Source organism: Nocardioides sp. NPDC057772 (assembly GCF_042798075.1).
In the GTDB taxonomy this organism is placed as follows: Bacteria; Actinomycetota; Actinomycetes; order Propionibacteriales; family Nocardioidaceae; genus Nocardioides.
In genome coordinates, this window is the sequence record NZ_JBHVKN010000110.1 from 1 (window position 1) to 16,832 (window position 16,832).

18 protein-coding genes and 1 pseudogene are annotated in these 16,832 nt (G+C 69.7%); 14 read left to right on the plus strand and 5 right to left on the minus strand.

The window, feature by feature from the left end; genetic code table 11:
• Positions 1 to 370 precede the first annotated feature (370 nt).
• The 7 genes from ACFVJS_RS17525 to ACFVJS_RS17555 all read left to right on the plus strand — a co-directional run bounded on the left by ACFVJS_RS17525 (position 371) and on the right by ACFVJS_RS17555 (position 6,816).
• Positions 371 to 1,252: a phenylalanine 4-monooxygenase gene (locus tag ACFVJS_RS17525; protein WP_378882692.1), complete on the plus strand. Its 882-nt coding sequence runs from the start codon at positions 371 to 373 to the stop codon at positions 1,250 to 1,252.
• 36 nt (positions 1,253 to 1,288) lie between these two features.
• Positions 1,289 to 2,116: a hypothetical protein gene (locus ACFVJS_RS17530; RefSeq protein ID WP_378882695.1), complete on the plus strand. Its 828-nt coding sequence runs from the start codon at positions 1,289 to 1,291 to the stop codon at positions 2,114 to 2,116.
• Positions 2,113 to 2,520 carry an HIT family protein gene (locus ACFVJS_RS17535; RefSeq protein ID WP_378882698.1) on the plus strand — a complete coding sequence of 136 codons (408 nt, stop codon included), beginning with the start codon at positions 2,113 to 2,115 and terminating at the stop codon, positions 2,518 to 2,520. Before ACFVJS_RS17530 ends, ACFVJS_RS17535 begins: the two co-directional genes overlap by 4 nt.
• A 124-nt stretch (positions 2,521 to 2,644) precedes the next feature.
• A complete protein-coding gene (locus tag ACFVJS_RS17540) occupies positions 2,645 to 3,556 on the plus strand; it encodes a glycerophosphodiester phosphodiesterase (RefSeq protein ID WP_378882700.1) in 912 nt (303 codons plus the stop codon).
• Between the two features lie 100 nt (positions 3,557 to 3,656).
• Complete coding sequence (locus tag ACFVJS_RS17545; protein ID WP_378882704.1) at positions 3,657 to 4,787, plus strand: glycerophosphodiester phosphodiesterase; 1,131 nt, start codon at positions 3,657 to 3,659, stop codon at positions 4,785 to 4,787.
• 90 nt (positions 4,788 to 4,877) lie between these two features.
• Positions 4,878 to 5,645, plus strand: a complete 768-nt coding sequence (locus ACFVJS_RS17550) for an SDR family NAD(P)-dependent oxidoreductase (RefSeq protein WP_378882706.1) — start codon at positions 4,878 to 4,880, stop codon at positions 5,643 to 5,645.
• A 130-nt stretch (positions 5,646 to 5,775) separates the two neighbouring features.
• Complete coding sequence (locus ACFVJS_RS17555) at positions 5,776 to 6,816, plus strand: DUF3048 domain-containing protein (protein WP_378882709.1); 1,041 nt, start codon at positions 5,776 to 5,778, stop codon at positions 6,814 to 6,816.
• A gap of 18 nt (positions 6,817 to 6,834) precedes the next feature.
• On the opposite strand, the gene ACFVJS_RS17560 is transcribed toward ACFVJS_RS17555, so the two are convergent.
• A complete protein-coding gene (locus tag ACFVJS_RS17560) occupies positions 6,835 to 7,524 on the minus strand; it encodes a TetR/AcrR family transcriptional regulator (RefSeq protein WP_378882711.1) in 690 nt (229 codons plus the stop codon).
• Positions 7,525 to 7,650: 126 nt separating this feature from the next.
• On the opposite strand from ACFVJS_RS17560, the gene ACFVJS_RS17565 reads away from it, so the two are divergent.
• From ACFVJS_RS17565 to ACFVJS_RS17590, 6 genes are all read left to right on the plus strand, one after another.
• Positions 7,651 to 8,181 carry a hypothetical protein gene (locus ACFVJS_RS17565; RefSeq protein ID WP_378882714.1) on the plus strand — a complete coding sequence of 177 codons (531 nt, stop codon included), beginning with the start codon at positions 7,651 to 7,653 and terminating at the stop codon, positions 8,179 to 8,181.
• 178 nt (positions 8,182 to 8,359) lie between these two features.
• The gene (locus ACFVJS_RS17570; RefSeq protein ID WP_008358666.1) at positions 8,360 to 8,926 is read left to right on the plus strand and encodes a YqgE/AlgH family protein; all 567 of its coding nucleotides are present in this window, start codon (positions 8,360 to 8,362) and stop codon (positions 8,924 to 8,926) included.
• Between the two features lie 21 nt (positions 8,927 to 8,947).
• Positions 8,948 to 9,226 (plus strand): DUF3039 domain-containing protein, encoded by a 279-nt coding sequence (locus ACFVJS_RS17575; protein WP_008358664.1) that lies wholly within the window; start codon positions 8,948 to 8,950, stop codon positions 9,224 to 9,226.
• The gene (locus ACFVJS_RS17580) at positions 9,223 to 11,004 is read left to right on the plus strand and encodes a DEAD/DEAH box helicase (protein WP_378882717.1); all 1,782 of its coding nucleotides are present in this window, start codon (positions 9,223 to 9,225) and stop codon (positions 11,002 to 11,004) included. Before ACFVJS_RS17575 ends, ACFVJS_RS17580 begins: the two co-directional genes overlap by 4 nt.
• A gap of 81 nt (positions 11,005 to 11,085) precedes the next feature.
• Positions 11,086 to 12,612 (plus strand): M81 family metallopeptidase, encoded by a 1,527-nt coding sequence (locus ACFVJS_RS17585; RefSeq protein WP_378882719.1) that lies wholly within the window; start codon positions 11,086 to 11,088, stop codon positions 12,610 to 12,612.
• Complete coding sequence (locus ACFVJS_RS17590; RefSeq protein WP_378882722.1) at positions 12,609 to 13,334, plus strand: copper homeostasis protein CutC; 726 nt, start codon at positions 12,609 to 12,611, stop codon at positions 13,332 to 13,334. Before ACFVJS_RS17585 ends, ACFVJS_RS17590 begins: the two co-directional genes overlap by 4 nt.
• Here the strand turns inward: ACFVJS_RS17590 and ACFVJS_RS17595 are convergent.
• Positions 13,331 to 13,804 carry a MarR family winged helix-turn-helix transcriptional regulator gene (locus ACFVJS_RS17595; protein WP_378882725.1) on the minus strand — a complete coding sequence of 158 codons (474 nt, stop codon included), beginning with the start codon at positions 13,802 to 13,804 and terminating at the stop codon, positions 13,331 to 13,333. The genes ACFVJS_RS17590 and ACFVJS_RS17595 overlap by 4 nt on opposite strands.
• 57 nt (positions 13,805 to 13,861) lie before the next feature.
• On the opposite strand from ACFVJS_RS17595, the gene ACFVJS_RS17600 reads away from it, so the two are divergent.
• Positions 13,862 to 14,401 carry a DUF1697 domain-containing protein gene (locus tag ACFVJS_RS17600; protein WP_378882728.1) on the plus strand — a complete coding sequence of 180 codons (540 nt, stop codon included), beginning with the start codon at positions 13,862 to 13,864 and terminating at the stop codon, positions 14,399 to 14,401.
• Positions 14,402 to 14,442: 41 nt separating this feature from the next.
• Here ACFVJS_RS17600 and ACFVJS_RS17605 read toward each other — a convergent pair whose 3' ends face one another.
• From ACFVJS_RS17605 to ACFVJS_RS17615, 3 genes and pseudogenes are all read right to left on the minus strand, one after another.
• Positions 14,443 to 15,126, minus strand: a complete 684-nt coding sequence (locus tag ACFVJS_RS17605) for a response regulator transcription factor (protein ID WP_378882731.1) — start codon at positions 15,124 to 15,126, stop codon at positions 14,443 to 14,445.
• A gap of 653 nt (positions 15,127 to 15,779) precedes the next feature.
• Entirely contained in the window at positions 15,780 to 16,619 is an 840-nt protein-coding gene (locus ACFVJS_RS17610; RefSeq protein WP_378882734.1) for an SDR family oxidoreductase, read from the minus strand.
• A pseudogene (locus ACFVJS_RS17615) lies at positions 16,616 to 16,832 on the minus strand (cyclohexanone monooxygenase); the annotation flags it as partial. The pseudogene ACFVJS_RS17615 and the gene ACFVJS_RS17610, both read right to left, overlap by 4 nt.

Here is a 16,832-nt window from a genome sequence, read left to right on the forward strand (position 1 = left end):
CACCCCCTTAGTTGCGCGTGGTTGGTGTCGTACGTGGTGAAGGGGCCACGAGCGGCTCTGAAATGTGCCCCGACGCATGCCGCCCCCAACTCGGGCCCTCCGGCCTCGAACTATGCGCTTGACGAGATGCTCGGGCCCGTACGGGTGGGTACGAGACCCTGCACGCAATGACACGCAATGACACGCAATGATCGGCCCTCAGATCCCCGCTATGGCGGAAAAATGCCGGGGAGGCAGGTGATGGTGACGACATAGCGGAGCATGGATGCGACTGCAGGGCGGAAGACTTCCGGTTGTTCATCTCCCTGACGGGACGGCTTCTCTTGCGTGCGCGATAGGGTTGTGAGGCGTACGTCACATGGAGGTAAGGATGTTCGAGGAAGGACAGCTCTACTCGCCCGTCACCGTGGGCGAGGACGGGCAGGTCGAGGTGCATCTGGGGGACAACCACCCCGGGTTCGCAGACCAGGACTACCGGGCACGACGCAGCGAGATCGCTGGCGCGGCGCTCGGTTGGAAGCCGGGGCAGCCGGTGCCCCGGATCGACTACACGGAGACGGAGAACGAGATCTGGCGCACGGTGTGCCGGGAGATCGCGCCGCTGCACGCCAAGTACGCCTGCCGCAACTACCTCGCGGCGGTCGAGGCCCTCAACCTCCCGCAGGACCGGGTGCCGCAGCTCGACGAGGTGTCGGCGGGCCTGAGGCCGCTGACCGGCTTCGAGTACGTCCCGGCCGCGGGGATCGTGCCGTTGGAGGAGTTCTACGGGAGCCTGGCGGACGGGCAGTTCCACTCGACGCAGTATCTGCGTCACCACGCCGTGCCGCTCTACACCCCGGAGCCCGACATCATCCACGAGGTGATCGGCCACGGGAACCTCCTCGCCGACCCGCAGGTCGCCGAGGTGAAGCGTCTCGCCGGCGCGGCCGCGCGCCGCGTGGAGACCAGGGAGGCGCTCCAGGTCGTCGCCGACGTCTTCTGGTTCACCATCGAGTTCGGTGTGCTCCACGAGGACGGGGACATCAAGGCGTACGGGGCCGGGCTGCTCTCGTCCTACGGCGAGATCGAGGAGATGCACGAGGTGGAGGTGCGGCCGATCGACTTCGCGCAAATGGCGACGATCGACTACGACATCACCCACTACCAGCCGGTGCTCTTCGCGGCGGAGTCGTTCAACCACATGGTCGACGAGGTCGGAAACTTCTTCGCGACCTGCGACGACGACACGCCACAGCGTCTCGGCGCCGTCTAGACCGATCCGATCACTTCCGGGGGTTAGCCTCGGAAGGTGATCGACGGCTACCGCAACCCCGCGCTGGAGGCGGCGCTCGCCGCCGCCGACGGCGACGCGGTCGGTGCCGCGCTGCGTACGGGGCAGGTTGTCGTACCCCAGCTCGACGAGGCCCGGATCAGGGTCTTTCCCGGGGATCACGGCAACCGGCCACCGTACGAGGCGATGCTCTTCTCCTCCCAGGAGGCGCTGGAGGCGTTCCTCGCCGAGGACACCCGCCGGCGCGCGCAGCTGCGCAGCGGCGACGGCCTGCGCGACTTCCTGACCGCCAACATCGAGGACATCGCGTACGTGACCTTCGACCCGGCCGGGCCGAACCGGTTCCGGGCGAGCATCAAGGACGTCCTCAAGGCGCTCGGCCCCAAACCGCACGTGGACCTGCGGCTGCCGAAGGCGCAGGAGTGGTACGTCGTGGACATGTCCGACGAGAACGTACGCGACTACCAGCTCGCCGATCTGGTCGACAAGGTCCTCCCGAAGGTGCAGCGGTCCAGGATCGAGCTGCCCGACTGGTCTCGGTGGATGTCGGCGGCCAAGGACGCAGCGGCCGAGCAGGGGGCGGCGTTCCTGGCCTACTGGCTGCAGCGCGTCGGTCGACGCCCCGCCGGGCTGGCGGTCGCCCTGAGCCGGCCGGCTCCGTTCGGCATGCTCCGCCACCCGCTGCAGGCCGAGACCACGACGGTGGGGGAGCGGTGGGTGGCCTCGCCCGACCGGCTCTACGAGTCGCGGCTGATCTATTCCTTCCCGCACCCCGACCTTGCCGACCTGGTCCTGCCCACGGTCGACCTCGTGGTCGCGACGCTGTCGTGGGGAGACGAGTCATGAGCTGCGTGTTCTGCGACGTCGTCGCCGGGGACCTGGAGGCCGAGGTGGTCTTCGAGGACGACCGGTTCCTGGCCTTCCTCGACCATCGGCCGGTGCAGAAGGGCCACATCCTGATGGTGCCGAGACAGCATCTCGCCACGCTCCTCGATCTCCCGCCTGACCTGCATCAACGCTTCGTCGCGAATGCTCAGCGCCTGGCCGCCGGAGTGGTCGAGGGACTCGGCGCCCAGGGCAGCTTCGTCGCGGTCAACAACGTGGTCAGCCAGTCGGTGCCACACCTCCACCTCCATGTCGTCCCGCGCACCCGCGGCGACGGGCTCAAGGGCTTCTTCTGGCCCCGCCACAAGTACGCCACCGGCGAGCAGAAGGAGTACGCCGACCGGCTCCGCGCCGTCCTGGGCTGAGCTCGGCTGGGCCCGGCTGAGTTCACCGAGGCGTACGGCTTCGGCCATCAATCCGTCGGGGCGAGGTCGGCCGGGACCGATTCACTCGAGATCAGTCGTCATCCACTGATCCCGGGAGTGCGCAATGTCGCTGTCGTCCGTCGCGTCCAAAACCTTCACCTCAGCTCTGGCCGGCGTGGCGCTCGCCGCGGGCACGATGATCGTCCCGGTGGCGGTCGACGCCGTCGAGGCCAACCGGGCCGACCACATCACCGTCACCGCCCACCGCGGGGCGAGCTCGTACGCCCCCGAGAACACCCTCGCCGCCTTCGCCGTCGGCATCGAGCAGGACGCCGACTGGATCGAGTCGGACGTGCAGGCCACGAAGGACGGCGAGCTCGTGCTGATGCACGACACCACCTTGTCGCGCACCACCGACGTCGAGCAGCGTTTCCCCGGCCGCTCGCCGTGGCGGGTCAAGGACTTCACCCTCGCCGAGATCAAGACCCTCGACGCCGGCTCCTGGTTCAGTGAGAAGTACGCCGGTGAGCCGGTGCCCACGCTGAAGGAGATGGTCGCGCAGGTGCGGCCCTCGAAGTCCGGCATCCTGATGGAGCTCAAGTCGCCCGGGCTCTACCCGGGCATCGAGAAGAAGGTGGCCGCCGAGTTCGACTCCTTCCCGGGCTACGTCGACTCCGCGGTCGCCGCGGGCCGGCTCGCCGTGCAGAGCTTCGACTTCGACTCCATGAAGACCTACAAGAGCATCCAGCCCGAGGTGCCGGTCGGCCTGCTCGGCACTCCGGCCTACGCCGACCTGGACACCTACACCTGGGCCGACCAGATCAACCCGCACCACGGCTCCTTCGACGCGGGCTACGTCGCCCGGGTCCACGCGCTCGGGATGGACATCCACTCCTGGACCGTCAACGACGCCGCCACGATGAGCGCCGTCCTCGACCGCGGCGTCGACGGCATCATCACCAACAACCCCGACGTCCTCCACGACGTGATCGCAAAGCGGCGTATGCCTGAGCAGGCCGCGGACGCCGCTGCCTGACGCGTTTCCACAGATCGTCACGCGACGTTCACCGCACACCGGCCCCAGAGACTCCCGGGGCCGGTGTGATCTGCTCATGAACATGCTGAACCCCACTCGCATGCGTACTCTCACGCTTGCCGCCGCCGCGGCGCTCGCCGCCGGGACCGTCCTGGTCTCGCACCCCGCCTCCGCGTCGGCCCCCACCACGACCGCCGTCCAGGCTGCCAAGCACCACGACGCCGCCCCGATCGTCTTCGGTCACCGCGGTGCCTCCGGCTACCGCCCCGAGCACACCCTGGCGGCGTACGACCTGGCCATCCAGCAAGGCGCCGACTACATCGAGCCCGACGTGGTCTCGACGAAGGACGGCGTGCTCGTCGCGCGCCACGAGAACGAGATCTCCGGCACGACCGACGTCGCCGACCACCCCGAGTTCGCGAGCCGGAAGACCACCAAGACGATCGACGGCACCTCGCTGACCGGCTGGTTCACCGAGGACTTCACGCTCGCCGAGCTGAAGACGCTGCGCGCCAAGGAGCGCATCCCGGGCGATCGGCCGGCCAACACCGCGTACAACGGCCTCTACCAGGTGCCGACCCTCGACGAGGTGCTCGACCTGGTCGACGCCAAGGAGGCCGAGACCGGCCGCACCATCGGCGTCGCGCCGGAGACCAAGCACCCGACGTACTTCGACTCCATCGGCCTCTCCCTGGAGGAGCCGCTCGCGAAGAGCCTCAAGCGCCACGGCCTCGGCGGCAAGAGCTCCGCGGCGGTCATCCAGTCCTTCGAGGTCAGCAACCTCAAGGACCTCAACCGCATGGTCGGCACCAAGCTGGTGCAGCTGATCGACTTCGGTGGCGCGCCCTACGACCAGGTCGTCGCCGGGACCGGCGTGACCAACGACTTCCTGGTCACCGACAAGGGCTTGCGCAGCATCAAGAAGTACGCCGACCAGGTCGCGCCGTACAAGTTCTACTTCATCCCGCGCAACGCGGACGGCACGCTCGGTGAGGCCACCGACCTCGCCGACCGTGCCGAGCGTGCTGGGCTGCCGACCGTGATCTGGACGATGCGCGCCGAGAACAAGTACCTCCCCACCGAGTGCCGCAAGGGCACCGACCCGATCGCGATCGGTGACCTCGGCTGCGAGGTCGGTCCCTACCTCGACGCCGGTGTCGACGCCTTCTTCACCGACCACCCCGACCTGGGCGTGGCCGCGCGGGACACGTGGGTTGCTACCAATCAGTAGACACCTCGCGACATCACGTACGGCCCTCGCTATTGTCGGCGGGGGCCGCACGTGTTCGTGGGGTGAGTCACAACCAAAGGAGTTCGAGTCATGGGTCGTTTCGACGGACGCGTCGCAGTCATCACCGGTGCAGCGCGAGGGATCGGGTTCGGAGTCGCCACGCGCTTCGCCGAGGAGGGCGCCTCGGTCGCGATCATCGACCTGGACGAGGCCGCCGCGGCTGAGGCAGCCGCCAAGCTCCCGCTCGCCGAGGGTGCCAAGTCGGTCGGCATCGGTGCCAACGTCGCCAAGGCCGAGGACGCCGAGGCCGCGATCGCCCGCGTCGTCGAGGAGCTCGGCGGCCTGCACATCCTGATGAACAACGCCGGCATCACCCGCGACAACCTGCTCTTCAAGATGACCGAGGAGGACTGGGACCTGGTCATGGGCGTCCACCTCAAGGGCCACTTCCTGATGAGCAAGGCGGCGCAGGCGGTCTTCGTGAAGCAGAAGTACGGCAAGATCATCAACGTGTCCTCCACCTCGGCTCTCGGCAACCGCGGCCAGGCCAACTACTCCGCGGCCAAGATGGGCGTGCAGGGCTTCACCCGCACCCTTGCCATCGAGCTGGGCCCCTACGGCGTCAACGTGAACGCCATCGCGCCGGGCTTCATCGCCACCGAGATGACCGACCAGACCGCGGCCCGCCTCGGCCTGGACGTGGACGAGTTCCGCAAGCTCTCGGCCGAGGCCAACCCGGTCAAGCGCGTCGGCGAGCCGGCCGACATCGCCGCCGCCGCTGCCTTCCTGGCCAGCGACGAGGCCTCCTACATCACCGGTCAGACCCTCTACGTCGACGGTGGCGCCACGGTCGCCTGATCTCATCCAGCGAGGAACCCCGGGCGCGGCTGCGTTGGGTGCAACGATTACCGTCTGACACTCGTCTTGGTACTGAGCCGATGCAGGCCGATGCAGGCCGATGCAGGCCCGATGCAGATGGAGATTGATGATGCGCACGTCCCGCCCGGGGTTCCTGCTGCGAGCGGCGGCAACGCTGGCAGTCGCGGGCCTGGCCCTGACCGGCTGTGGAACCTCCGAGGAGCCGACGGACTCGAAGCCGTCGCCGTCCGCACCCGCTGAGCCCGACCACGAGCCGCTGACCGGGATCGAGCTCCCGGAGGGGCAGTCGGCCGCGCGCAAGCACCCGGTCTTCATCGTCAAGATCGACAACACCGCAGCCAGCGCGCCGCAGTACGGCGTGGCCAAGGCGGACATGGTCGTCCAGGAGCTGGTCGAGGGCGGCGTGACCCGGTTGGCCGTCGCCTACTACTCCCAGCTTCCGAAGGAGGCCGGCCCGGTCCGCTCCATGCGGGCGACCGACGCCGGCATCGCCGCCCCCACCGGCGGCAAGATCCTGACCAGCGGCGCTGCCCCCTACACCTTCGCGCAGCTGAAGAAGTACGATGTGGAGTGGATCGACATGTCCACCCCCTACGTCGTACGCGACACCAGCAAGCCTCACGACTTCCTGCACAGCGTGGTCGGCAAGGTCGCCAAGGCCGGCAAGGCGGCCGAGGAGAAGGGTAAGGCCGAGCGCCCCGACGACTTCATGCCCTGGGGCGAGGCGGACACGAAGCTGGCCGGCGCCAAGCCCGCCAAGGCCGTCGACGTGAAGTTCTCCCAGGCGCGCACGGACAACTGGGTCTTCCGCGGCGGCAAGTACCGCCTGAAGAACAACTACATGGGTAAGAGCGGCCAGTTCCTCGCCGACACCGTCGTGGTCGCCCAGACGAAGACCACCATCGCGCCCTACAAGGACCCGGGCGGCGCGATCGTCCCCGTCTCGCACTTCACCGGCCGGGGCAAGGCGTGGATCATGCGTGATGGTCAGATCGTCGAGGCGACCTGGGTGAAGAAGGGCGAGAAGGGCGCGGTCATCTTCACCGACGCGAAGGGTGCACCGATCGAGATCCCGCCGGGCAAGGTCTGGCTGGACCTGATCCCGAAGGGCAACGGCCAGGTCGAGGCCGGGGGCGTCACCGTCAGGTAAGGGAGAGATTGCGATCTCTCAGCGCATGTCCTCGACCTTGACGCCCTGCTGCGCCAGGGTCTGGACCCCGGTCAGCAGGTAGGTCACGGCGAGCTCGATGCGCTCGGCGGCGTCCTCGGGGTTGCTGGCCTCGGTGACCGACTCGCCGGCGGCCGACATCGCTCCGAAGAAGAGTCGGGCGAAGGTGGCGACCATCTCGTCGTCGACGGTCCGGTCGCCGGCGCGCAGGACGGCGGCGACGATGTCCTCGACGACGGTGAACGTGGAGCGCTCCTCCTGCTCGCGGTAGCGCTGGTAGCCGAGGACGGCAGGCCCCTCCTGCACGACGATGCGGCGGTAGGTCGGCTGCTGGACGGCCTCCAGGAACGTACGCAGCCCGGCCCGGGCCTGCTCCCAGGGGTCCTTCGACTCGCGCATCGCGGCGTCGATGCTCTGCGCGGTGGCGGCCTCGACCTTCTCGAAGACGACCTCGTAGAGCGCCTGCTTGCCGCTGAAGTGGTGGTAGAGGGCACCCTTGGTGACCTCGGCGCCGGCCACGATGGCGTCCAGCGACGTGCTCGCGTAGCCGTGCTCGGTGAAGAGCTTCTCGGCGACCTCGACGAGCGTCTTCTTGGTCGACGCGGAGAACTGCTGCCTCCGTGACATCCCCGGCACCGACGGAAGCGGGGGAACCTTGGGGACGAGCTTGCTCACGGACGACTTTGCCACCCGTCCACTCTAACGGCCGTGTTCGGAATCACCGTTCCAGCTATTGGCCATACCGTCGGTATGTCCAATACTATGGGTACGTACTCACGGTATGTGAGTGCTCACCTTCCGCAAGGAGCCGACACAATGAGCTGGACCAGCCATCACAAGCGCGGGGAGATCCTCCGCGGCGTGGTCGCCGCCGTCGACGAGCGTCGAGACGGCCTGCTGCCCATGGATCTTCCCGGCGTCACCGAAACCTTTGCTGACGAGCTCGACCTGCTCGCCGCCCTGCAGCTGCGCTGGCACACCCGCCTGTCGGGCCGCATCGAGACCGAGCTCGCCCAGCAGCCGATGGACCTCGAGGACGCTGTCGTCCGCGCCTGGCACGGCGCTGCCGACGACCTGCCCGGCATCCGCACGGTCCTCGACCGCTACCACGCGCTTCCCGTCGACGAGGCCATGGCCACCGCACTGGCCAAGTCGCAGACCAAGGAGCACCTGACCCTGGCCGTGATGGCGGGCAAGGGTGCCTTCGCCGACGCCGAGTGCGTCCGCCTCGGCTCGATGATCGAGGCGCGTGCCCGCGCCGAGTACGAGCCGGCCATCGAGGTCGTCGAGCGCGGGCCCTTCGCCGGGCTCGTCGACATGCTCCGGGCGGCCCGCTCGGCCGCCTAGGCCCGTCCTGAGCTTGTCGAAGGGGCTGCGTACGAACCACCAAGCCAGGCTCCGGGCGCCGGCGCGCTCCCTCCCGCGGATCTCCCTTCCGCAACTCCCTTGCGCCGGCCCCGGAGCCTTCTCATTTGTTGGTTTCCTGTTGCGGCTGACGTGCCCCAGGTGATGCGATCATGGCGTCATGACGGAGCAGAAGGACGTACGCGCCGGGCGGCTGCTGGTGGCCACCCCGGAGCTTCGCGACCCCAACTTCGTCGACACCGTCGTGCTGCTGATCGAGGTCAACGACGACGGTGCGCTGGGTGTGGTGCTGAACCGGCCCTCGCCCGTCCCGGTGGCCGAGGTGCTGCATCCCTGGGCGACGTCCGTGGCCGTTCCCGACGTCCTCTTCCAGGGCGGCCCGGTGAGCAAGGACTCCGCGATCGCGGTGGCGCTCCTGGTCGACTCCGACGACCCGCCGCTGGGTTTCCGCCCCGTGGTGGGGCGCCTCGGGCTGCTCGATCTCGACACCCCGGTCGAGCTCGTCGACGGCACGCTGTCGCGGCTGCGCATCTTCGCCGGCTACGCAGGCTGGGGCGCCGCCCAGCTCGAGGGAGAGGTCGAGGAGGGGTCCTGGTATGTCGTCGACAGCGAGCCCTACGACTCGTTCCTGGACGACGTCAGCTCGATGTGGTCCGCGGTGCTCCGTCGCCAGCCGGGTGAGCTGGCCTTCCACGCCACGCGCCCGCCCGATCCGGAACTCAACTAGGGGACCAGTAGACTGGCGGGTATGGGCATCCTGGGATTCGGCACGAAAGAAGCCGTCAAGGAACGGGAGGACGTTCGTCATCAAGACGTCCCCACCGAGGAGGGTGACCACGACCGCTACTCCCATTACGTGGAGAAGGACAAGCTGACCGAGGCGATGGTCATGGGCACGCCCGTGGTCGCGCTGTGCGGCAAGGTGTGGGTGCCGAGCCGTGACGGGTCCAAGTTCCCGGTCTGCCCCGACTGCAAGGAGATCTTCGAGGGGATGCCGCCGGGCGGTGGCGAGGGCGACGACGAGTGAGCAGCGCCGACCTGCCCGGCGCTCTCACACCCGCGTGGCCCAACAAGGCCGCGTGGGGCACTGCGCCCAAGCTTCGTGCTTGGCAGCAGGAGGCGCTGAACGCCTACCTCACCGACCATCCTCGTGACTTCCTCGCCGTGGCGACGCCCGGGGCCGGCAAGACGACCTTCGCGCTGACCGTCGCTGCCGAGCTCCTCGGCCGCAGGCTGGTCGACCGGGTCACCATCGTCGCGCCCACCGAGCACCTCAAGGTCCAGTGGGCCGAGGCGGCGGCGCGGGCCGGCATCCCGATCGACCCGACCTACTCCGCCGGCCAGGGCAAGACCTCGGCCGACTACGTCGGGATCGCGGTGACGTACGCCGGGGTGGCGGTCAACCCGCTCGCGATGCGGATCCGCACGGAGCGGTTCAAGACGCTGGTGATCCTCGACGAGGTCCACCACGCCGGCGACGCGCTCTCCTGGGGTGACGGGATCCGGGAGGCGTTCGAGCCCGCCGCACGGCGGCTGGCGCTGACCGGCACGCCGTTCCGGTCCGACACCAACCCGATCCCCTTCGTCACCTACGCGCCCGGCGAGGACGGCATCCCGCGCTCGGCGGCCGACTACACCTACGGCTACGCCGAGGCGCTGCGCGACCACGTCGTCCGGCCGGTGCTGTTCATGGCCTACTCGGGACAGATGCAGTGGCGCACCCGGGCCGGCGACGAGATCGCCGCCCACCTCGGCGAGCCGCTGACCAAGGACCTGACCTCGCAGGCGCTGCGCACCGCACTCGACCCTGCCGGATCCTGGATCCCGTCGGTGCTCGCCGCCGCCGACAAGCGCCTGACCGAGGTGCGCCGCCACGTCCCGGACGCCGGCGGCCTCGTCATCGCCACCGACCAGGACTCGGCGCGTGCCTACGCCAAGACGCTCAAGACCATCACCGGGCAGAGCGCCACCGTCGTGCTCTCCGACGAGAAGGCCGGCTCGAAGAAGATCGCCAAGTTCTCCGAGTCCGACGACCGCTGGATGGTCGCGGTCCGGATGGTCTCCGAGGGCGTCGACGTGCCCCGGCTCGCGGTCGGGGTCTACGCCACCACCACTTCCACGCCGCTCTTCTTCGCGCAGGCGGTGGGACGCTTCGTACGTGCTCGCACACGGGGTGAGACCGCCTCCGTCTTCCTGCCGTCGGTGCCCAACCTGCTCGGCTTCGCCTCCGAGCTGGAGCTGCAGCGCGACCACGTGCTCGGCAAGAAGGTCACCAGCGAGGACGACATCTTCGCCGCCGAGGACGCGCTGTTGGCGGCGGCCAACGCCGAGGAGGGGGCCTCCGAGGAGGAGCTCGGAGCCTGGGAGGCGATGGGTTCGGAGGCGCGCTTCGACCGAGTGCTCTTCGACGGCGGCGAGTTCGGCCACTCCGGCGAGGTGCACGTCGGGTCGGAGGAGGAGATGGACTTCCTCGGCATCCCCGGGCTGCTCGACGCCGACCAGATGAAGACGCTGCTCCAGCAGCGGCAGAGCGAGCGCGCCCGCAAGCAGAAGTCGGCCTCCGCGCCGGTGGCCGCCGACGAGCCCGTGGCCGCGGTCGCCGCCCACGAGCAGCTCGCCGTGCTCCGGCGCGAGCTCAACGGTCTGGTCGCCGCCTGGCACCACCGCACCAAGACGCCCCACGGCGTCACCCACAACCGGCTCCGCAAGGAGTGCGGCGGCCCGCCCGCCGCGGTCGCCAACGCCGACCAGCTGAAGGCCCGCATCGACACCCTGCGCGACTGGGCGGCGCGAGGCTCGGCCTAGCCGCTGCCGACTCGACCTCGAGCTTGGTCAAGACGGGCCGACTCGGCACTCGGTGTGCTCGGGTGCGGCACACTGTCCGGCGTGATACCTGAAGTGGGACGGCCGCGGGTCGGGATCGCGGGGATCAGCTTGGAGGCGTCGACCTTCTCGCCAGCGCTGACCACGACGGAGATGCTGGCGCCCAAGCGTGGGCAGGCGATCTTGGATGCCAGGGAGTTCTGGGCTGTGGGCGGTGCCCTGACCGAGGCGGCCGAGTGGGTTCCTGTGATGCAGGCGCGCGGCATCCCGGGCGGCGCGATCCCGCTCGACGACTACCTGTCGATGAAGGCCGAGATCGTGTCCGGCCTGGCGGCGGCCCACGCGGAGCGGCCGCTGGACGGGATCGTCCTCGATCTCCACGGCGCGGCTTCCGCGGTCGGTCTGGACGATCTCGAGGGCGACCTCGCGGTCGCGGTGCGGGAGGCGGTCGGGGGCGACGTACTCCTCTCGACGGGGATGGACCTGCACGGCAACGTCTCGCCGCGTCTCGCCGAGGCGCTCGACCTGCTGACCTGCTACCGGACGGCACCGCACGAGGACTGGCTGCAGACGAAGGAACGGGCCGTACGCAACCTTCTGGGCCGGCTCGCGCTGCCGGCCGGGTCGCGCAAGCCCGTGAAGGCGTGGGCGATGGTGCCGGTGCTGCTGCCGGGGGAGAAGACCTCGACCCGGCTGGAGCCGGCCGCCTCGCTCTATCGCCGGGTGGCGGAGGTCGCCGAGCTCGACGGCGTGGTGGACGCCGCCTACTGGGTCGGCTATCCGTGGGCCGACGAGCCGCGCAACCACGCGGTGGTGATGGTGACCGGCGACTCCGCCGAGGTCTGCCTGCGGGAGTGCACGGCGCTCGTCGAGGAGATCTGGAAGCGCCACCAGGAGTTCGAGTTCGTCGCGCCCACCGCCTCGCTCGAGGAAGCCCTGGCGCTCGCGGTGGCCAGCCCCGTGACCCCGTACGTCATCTCCGACTCCGGCGACAACCCGACCGCGGGCGGGGCCGGTGACGTCACCTGGTCCCTGGCGCGGCTCCTCGAGCACGACGGGCTGAGGCGGAGCGGGAAACGGCTCGTCTACGCCTCGATCCCGGACGCCGAGGGCGCCGAGACGATCGCGCGGGCCGGCGTCGGCGCTCACGTCGACGTCGAGGTGGGCGCCCGGGTCGACTCCCGGCTGGAGGGGCCGGTGCGGCTAATGGGCGAGGTGCTCGCGGTCGTCGAGACGACCGAGGGCTACGCGGACACGGCGCCGGGCAACCTGGAGACGGTCGTGCGGGTCGGGGGCGTCGATGTGATCGTCACCCGAGCCCGGCGGCCCTACCACCTGGAGTCCGACTTCACGGCGCTCGGGATCTCGCCGCGCGAGGTCGACGTGCTCGTGGTGAAGATCGGCTACCTCGAGCCCGAGCTCTTCGAGATCGCCGCCGACTGGGTTCTCGCGCTGACGCCCGGAGGCGTCGACCAGGATCTGCTCCGGCTCGGCCACCGGAGGATCCAGAGGCCGATGTATCCGTTCGACACGGGCTTCGCCTTCATGCCGTCGGCGGTGCTCGTGCCGGGATCGGGGGAGCGTCGATGACCTCGCTGGAGATCGCGGTGACCTCGGTCGACGGTGCGCTTGCCGCGCGTGCGGCCGGGGCGACCCGGGTCGAGCTCTGCACGGCCCTCGAGGTCGGCGGCGTCACCCCGTCGCAGGGACTGGTCGAGAGTGTTCTCGACGAGGTCGGCGGCGCCGACGCCGGGTGGCAGGGCGTCCACGTGCTCGTCCGGCCGCGGCCGGGAGGGTTCGGCTACTCCGCCGAGGAGCGTCACCTCCTGGAACGGGAGGCCGAGATGATCCTGGAGGCCGGGGCCGACGGGATCGTGATCGGCGCGCTCACTCCGCACGGGGAACCCGACCTGGACCTGGTCCGCGGGCTGGCGGATGCTGCCGCTGCGTACGAGGCCACGGTGACGTTCCACCGGGCCATCGATCTCAGCGCCGACCCGGTCGCGGCGATCCGGTCACTGGACGGCGTGGTCGACCGGGTGCTCACCTCAGGGGGCGCGTCGGCCGCCGCCGCGGGTGCCAGGACGATCGCCGAGATGGTCGCGGCCGAGGGACCGGACGTACTGGCCGGAGGGGGCGTGACCGTCGACGCGATTCCGGCGCTGGCGGCGCTCGGGGTCGAGGGCGTGCACCTGTCCGCCAAGAGGCGGGTCGTCACCACCGGCCGGGTGGCGCTGGGTGTCGCCGACGACGGAGGTCACTGGGCGACCGATCCCGACGTCGTCGCCGCGGCGGCCGCCGCGCTCGCCTAGACCGGGGACTCGCCCTCGACCAGGTCACGCAGCACGGAGACGGCGGCCTCGAGGTCGGCCTCGGTGCGGTTGTGTGACTCCAGCCGCTCGGCGATGAGGTGGGAGATGCGCTCACGCACCTCGGCCAGGTCGGCCCGCCCAGCCTCGGTCAGCGTCACCAGGCTGGCGCGCGCATCGGCCGGGTTGGGCTCCTTGCTGACCAGGCCGCTCTCCACCAGCTGGGCGATCTGGGCCGACATGGTCGGCTGCGAGCAGCCGTCGGCGCGGGACAGCTCCGTGATGCCGAGCGGCCCGATGGCGTCCAGGATGGTGAGGACGCGGACGCTGGCCGGAAGGTCGAGCGTGCGGCGTACGAGGCGCATGAGGCGCGCCGCGTAGACCACCAGGTCGCTGGAGAGGTCCAGGGTCTTCGCCGAAGCGGACCCCGAGGCGGTCGGGGTCGCTGAGGGAAGCAGCTGCTGTGAAGGCATCGGTCGGATTCCAGGGTTGGGGTTGCGGCGCGGTGAACGGGTGGAGACTATCTGAGAATGACAACGGAGCGGCACACCTGGATCGCGTTCCTGCGCGCGATCAACCTCGGCGCGACCCGCAAGTTCCCCAAGCAGGCGATCGCCGCGGCGGTGGTGCGAGCGGGCGGAACGGACGTCGAGACCTACATCAACACAGGCAACGTACGCTTCGACCACCCGGTCGGCGACCGGGCCGAGATGGAGACGATCTTGGAGGAGGCCTTCGCGGCCGACCGCTTCTTCGAGGTGCCGACGATCTGCACCACGCCTGCCGAGCTGAAGGTGATCGCCAACGATGCCGCAGCGGTCGGGACGGGCCACGAGGGAAAGCAGTTCGTCTTCCTGTGCAAGGACCACAGCGACTCCGGCTCGCGCGAGGCCCTGGTCGCCCGGGCCGGCGAGGGCGAGCGGGTCTACGTCATCGGTCGTGCGGTCCACCTGCTCACCGACAACTTCCATCAGACGAAGATCACCAATGCCGTCGTGGAACGTCACATCGCGATCAGCACCAACCGCAACATCAACGTGATCCGCACCCTCGCCGACCGCTGGGCATGAGCCGATCACCCGCCCGTGGCTGCCGAGGACGGGGTGATTCGTCACCCGGCTTCCGGTAGCGGACGAGCCTGATGGTCGCGAATCCTTGGCGGCTGCCAGCCCAGGCGATGGGCGGCGCCCACCGCGGCGATCTGTGAGGTGACCTCGAGCTTGGCCAGGATGGATTTGACCTGGGTCCGGACCGTGGCCGGCGAGACGAAGTCGAGAGCGGCGATCTGGGACACGGTGCGACCGTTCCTGAGGTGCTCCAGGACCTCTTCCTCGCGGTGGGAGAGACGTTCGAACCGCTCACGGAGGCCGGCCAGCTCGACATCGCGCCGTACGGCCTGGGCGATGAGCTCTTCACGCTCCCGCACGTCGAGAACGCGAAGTCCCTCCGTAAGACGCCGAACGATCGAGACGAGATCGTTGAGCGGCCGCGACTTCGGCACCACCGCCCGAGCACCCCGGCGCAGCGCCTGTCCCCAACAGGCTCGGTCGGTCGTCGACGTCAGGACGACCACGTCGATCCCCGCGCGGGTCAACGGTGCGATCGTCGCCAGCCACGGATCGCCTGCCTCGAGCGTCGTGCCGAGGATCACGATGCTCCCACGCGCGCGCACGATCCGCGCGGTCAGCGCCGACGCGCTTGCGTGGTCGGAGAACGGGGGCAGGAGGCGAGCGTCGAAGCGATGCCTGGACAACGCCAGCTCCAGTGATTCACCGACCACTGGGTGCGGCTCCACGATGGCCACCCGGTGGCCCACCCGTGTCCGCTGGGGACGGGAGGTCGCCGTGACCGTCATGGCTCGACCCGCTCACCGGTCGGGCCGCCGACCGACCTGTTCGTGTGCGTCGGCTCCCTGCGGTCGTCGGAACCGGCGGCTTCACAGTGGCTGATGGCCAGGTTCAACGTGGCCAGCGCACGTAGCTCGGCCAGCGACGCCCTCTCCATGCTCGCCCGCCGAAGCCGGGCCCGCGCTTCCCGCAGGGCCCTGGCGTCTCCGACCTGATCCGCTACGCGTGCTGCCGAACACAGTGGGGTCCATGACGGAGCTCGTACCTCGCGCATCACCGTGAGGAGAGCCCACTGAGCGGAGCCAGCTGGAAGCAGTCGGGCGACCCTGCGCTGACTCAGGTTCCGCGCCGACGTGCCGGACTGAACGGCCTTCGCCTGCGGCCTCACGACCTGCATCCGGCCAGCCCGATCGCCCGCCGCGGTGGACGAGTCTCGGGAGCTGAAGGAGCGGAACACGGCTGTGACATCGACGGGTCGTGATCTGTCTCGAGCGTCGATGGTGGGGGTGCTGATCATGAACAGCAATCCTGGTGTCGCTGAGCGCCTGTGGAACCGTACGCAAGGCCTCGGTCTTCGGGACGAAAGGCCCGGCCCGCTCTCTCACTGCGCCTCGATCCGGTCGAGATAGCGCCGGCGTACGTCGTCGTCGACGCGGGTGATCGCGGCGTCGTCGTGGACGGCGCGGCGGATCAGGCGCATCACCCGCTCGGGGACGAGCGGAGCTCCGGCCGCGGCGAGGCCGACGTAGGAGGGGACCGTGATCTCGGCCGCACGGGTGCGGACCGACCTGACCACGGCGGCCGCGATGTCCTCGGGGTCGACGGCCGGGAGGACGCCGAGGTCGATGCCGGAGGAGAGCTCGGTGCGTACGGCGCTCGGCAGCACGGTGGTGAGCGAGACGCCGGTGCCGTCGAGTTCGAGCCGGGTGGCGGCGCTGAGACCGACGACGGCGTACTTGCTGGCGTTGTAGACCGCCAGGGCCTTGATCGGGAACTTGCCGGCCAGCGAGGCGACGTTGACGACGTGACCGTGGCCGCGCGCGATCATCGGCGGCAGGGCGAGCCGCATGCCGTGGATGACCCCGTAGACGTTCACATCCATGGTCAGGCGGTCGATCCGGTCCTCCTGCGCGAGGAAGGAGCCGTTGGGCATGACACCCGCGTTGTTGACCAGCACGTCGACCGGCCTGTCGTGGGCCGCCTCGGCGGTGACGAGGAAGTCGGCGTAGGACTGCTTGTCGGTGACGTCGAGCCGGTGACCGCTCGCCCGCTCGCCGAGACCTGCCGCCGCTTCTCGCGTCAGCGCGTCGTCGAGGTCGCCGAGCGCGACCCGCGCCCCGGCCGCGACGAACTCCTTCGCCGTGGCGAGCCCGATGCCGCGGGCGGCGCCGGTGATGACGACCAGAGACCCGTCCAGGTCGATCCTGGGAAAGCGCGTCATGCGGAAACCTCCGTCTCGACAGGCTCGACCACCGAGGGTCGACTGATCTCGAAGTGGGCCGGCTCGAAGCGGCTGATCCGGCGGACCAGCTCGCTGGTCGACCACGGCCAGGAGAAGCTGTTGCGCCCGTTGGCGTCGATGAAGTAGCTGTGGCAGGAGGCGCCGCTGTAGGCGGTGCCGACGAGCGCGGCCTGCACCTCGCCGACGTACGCC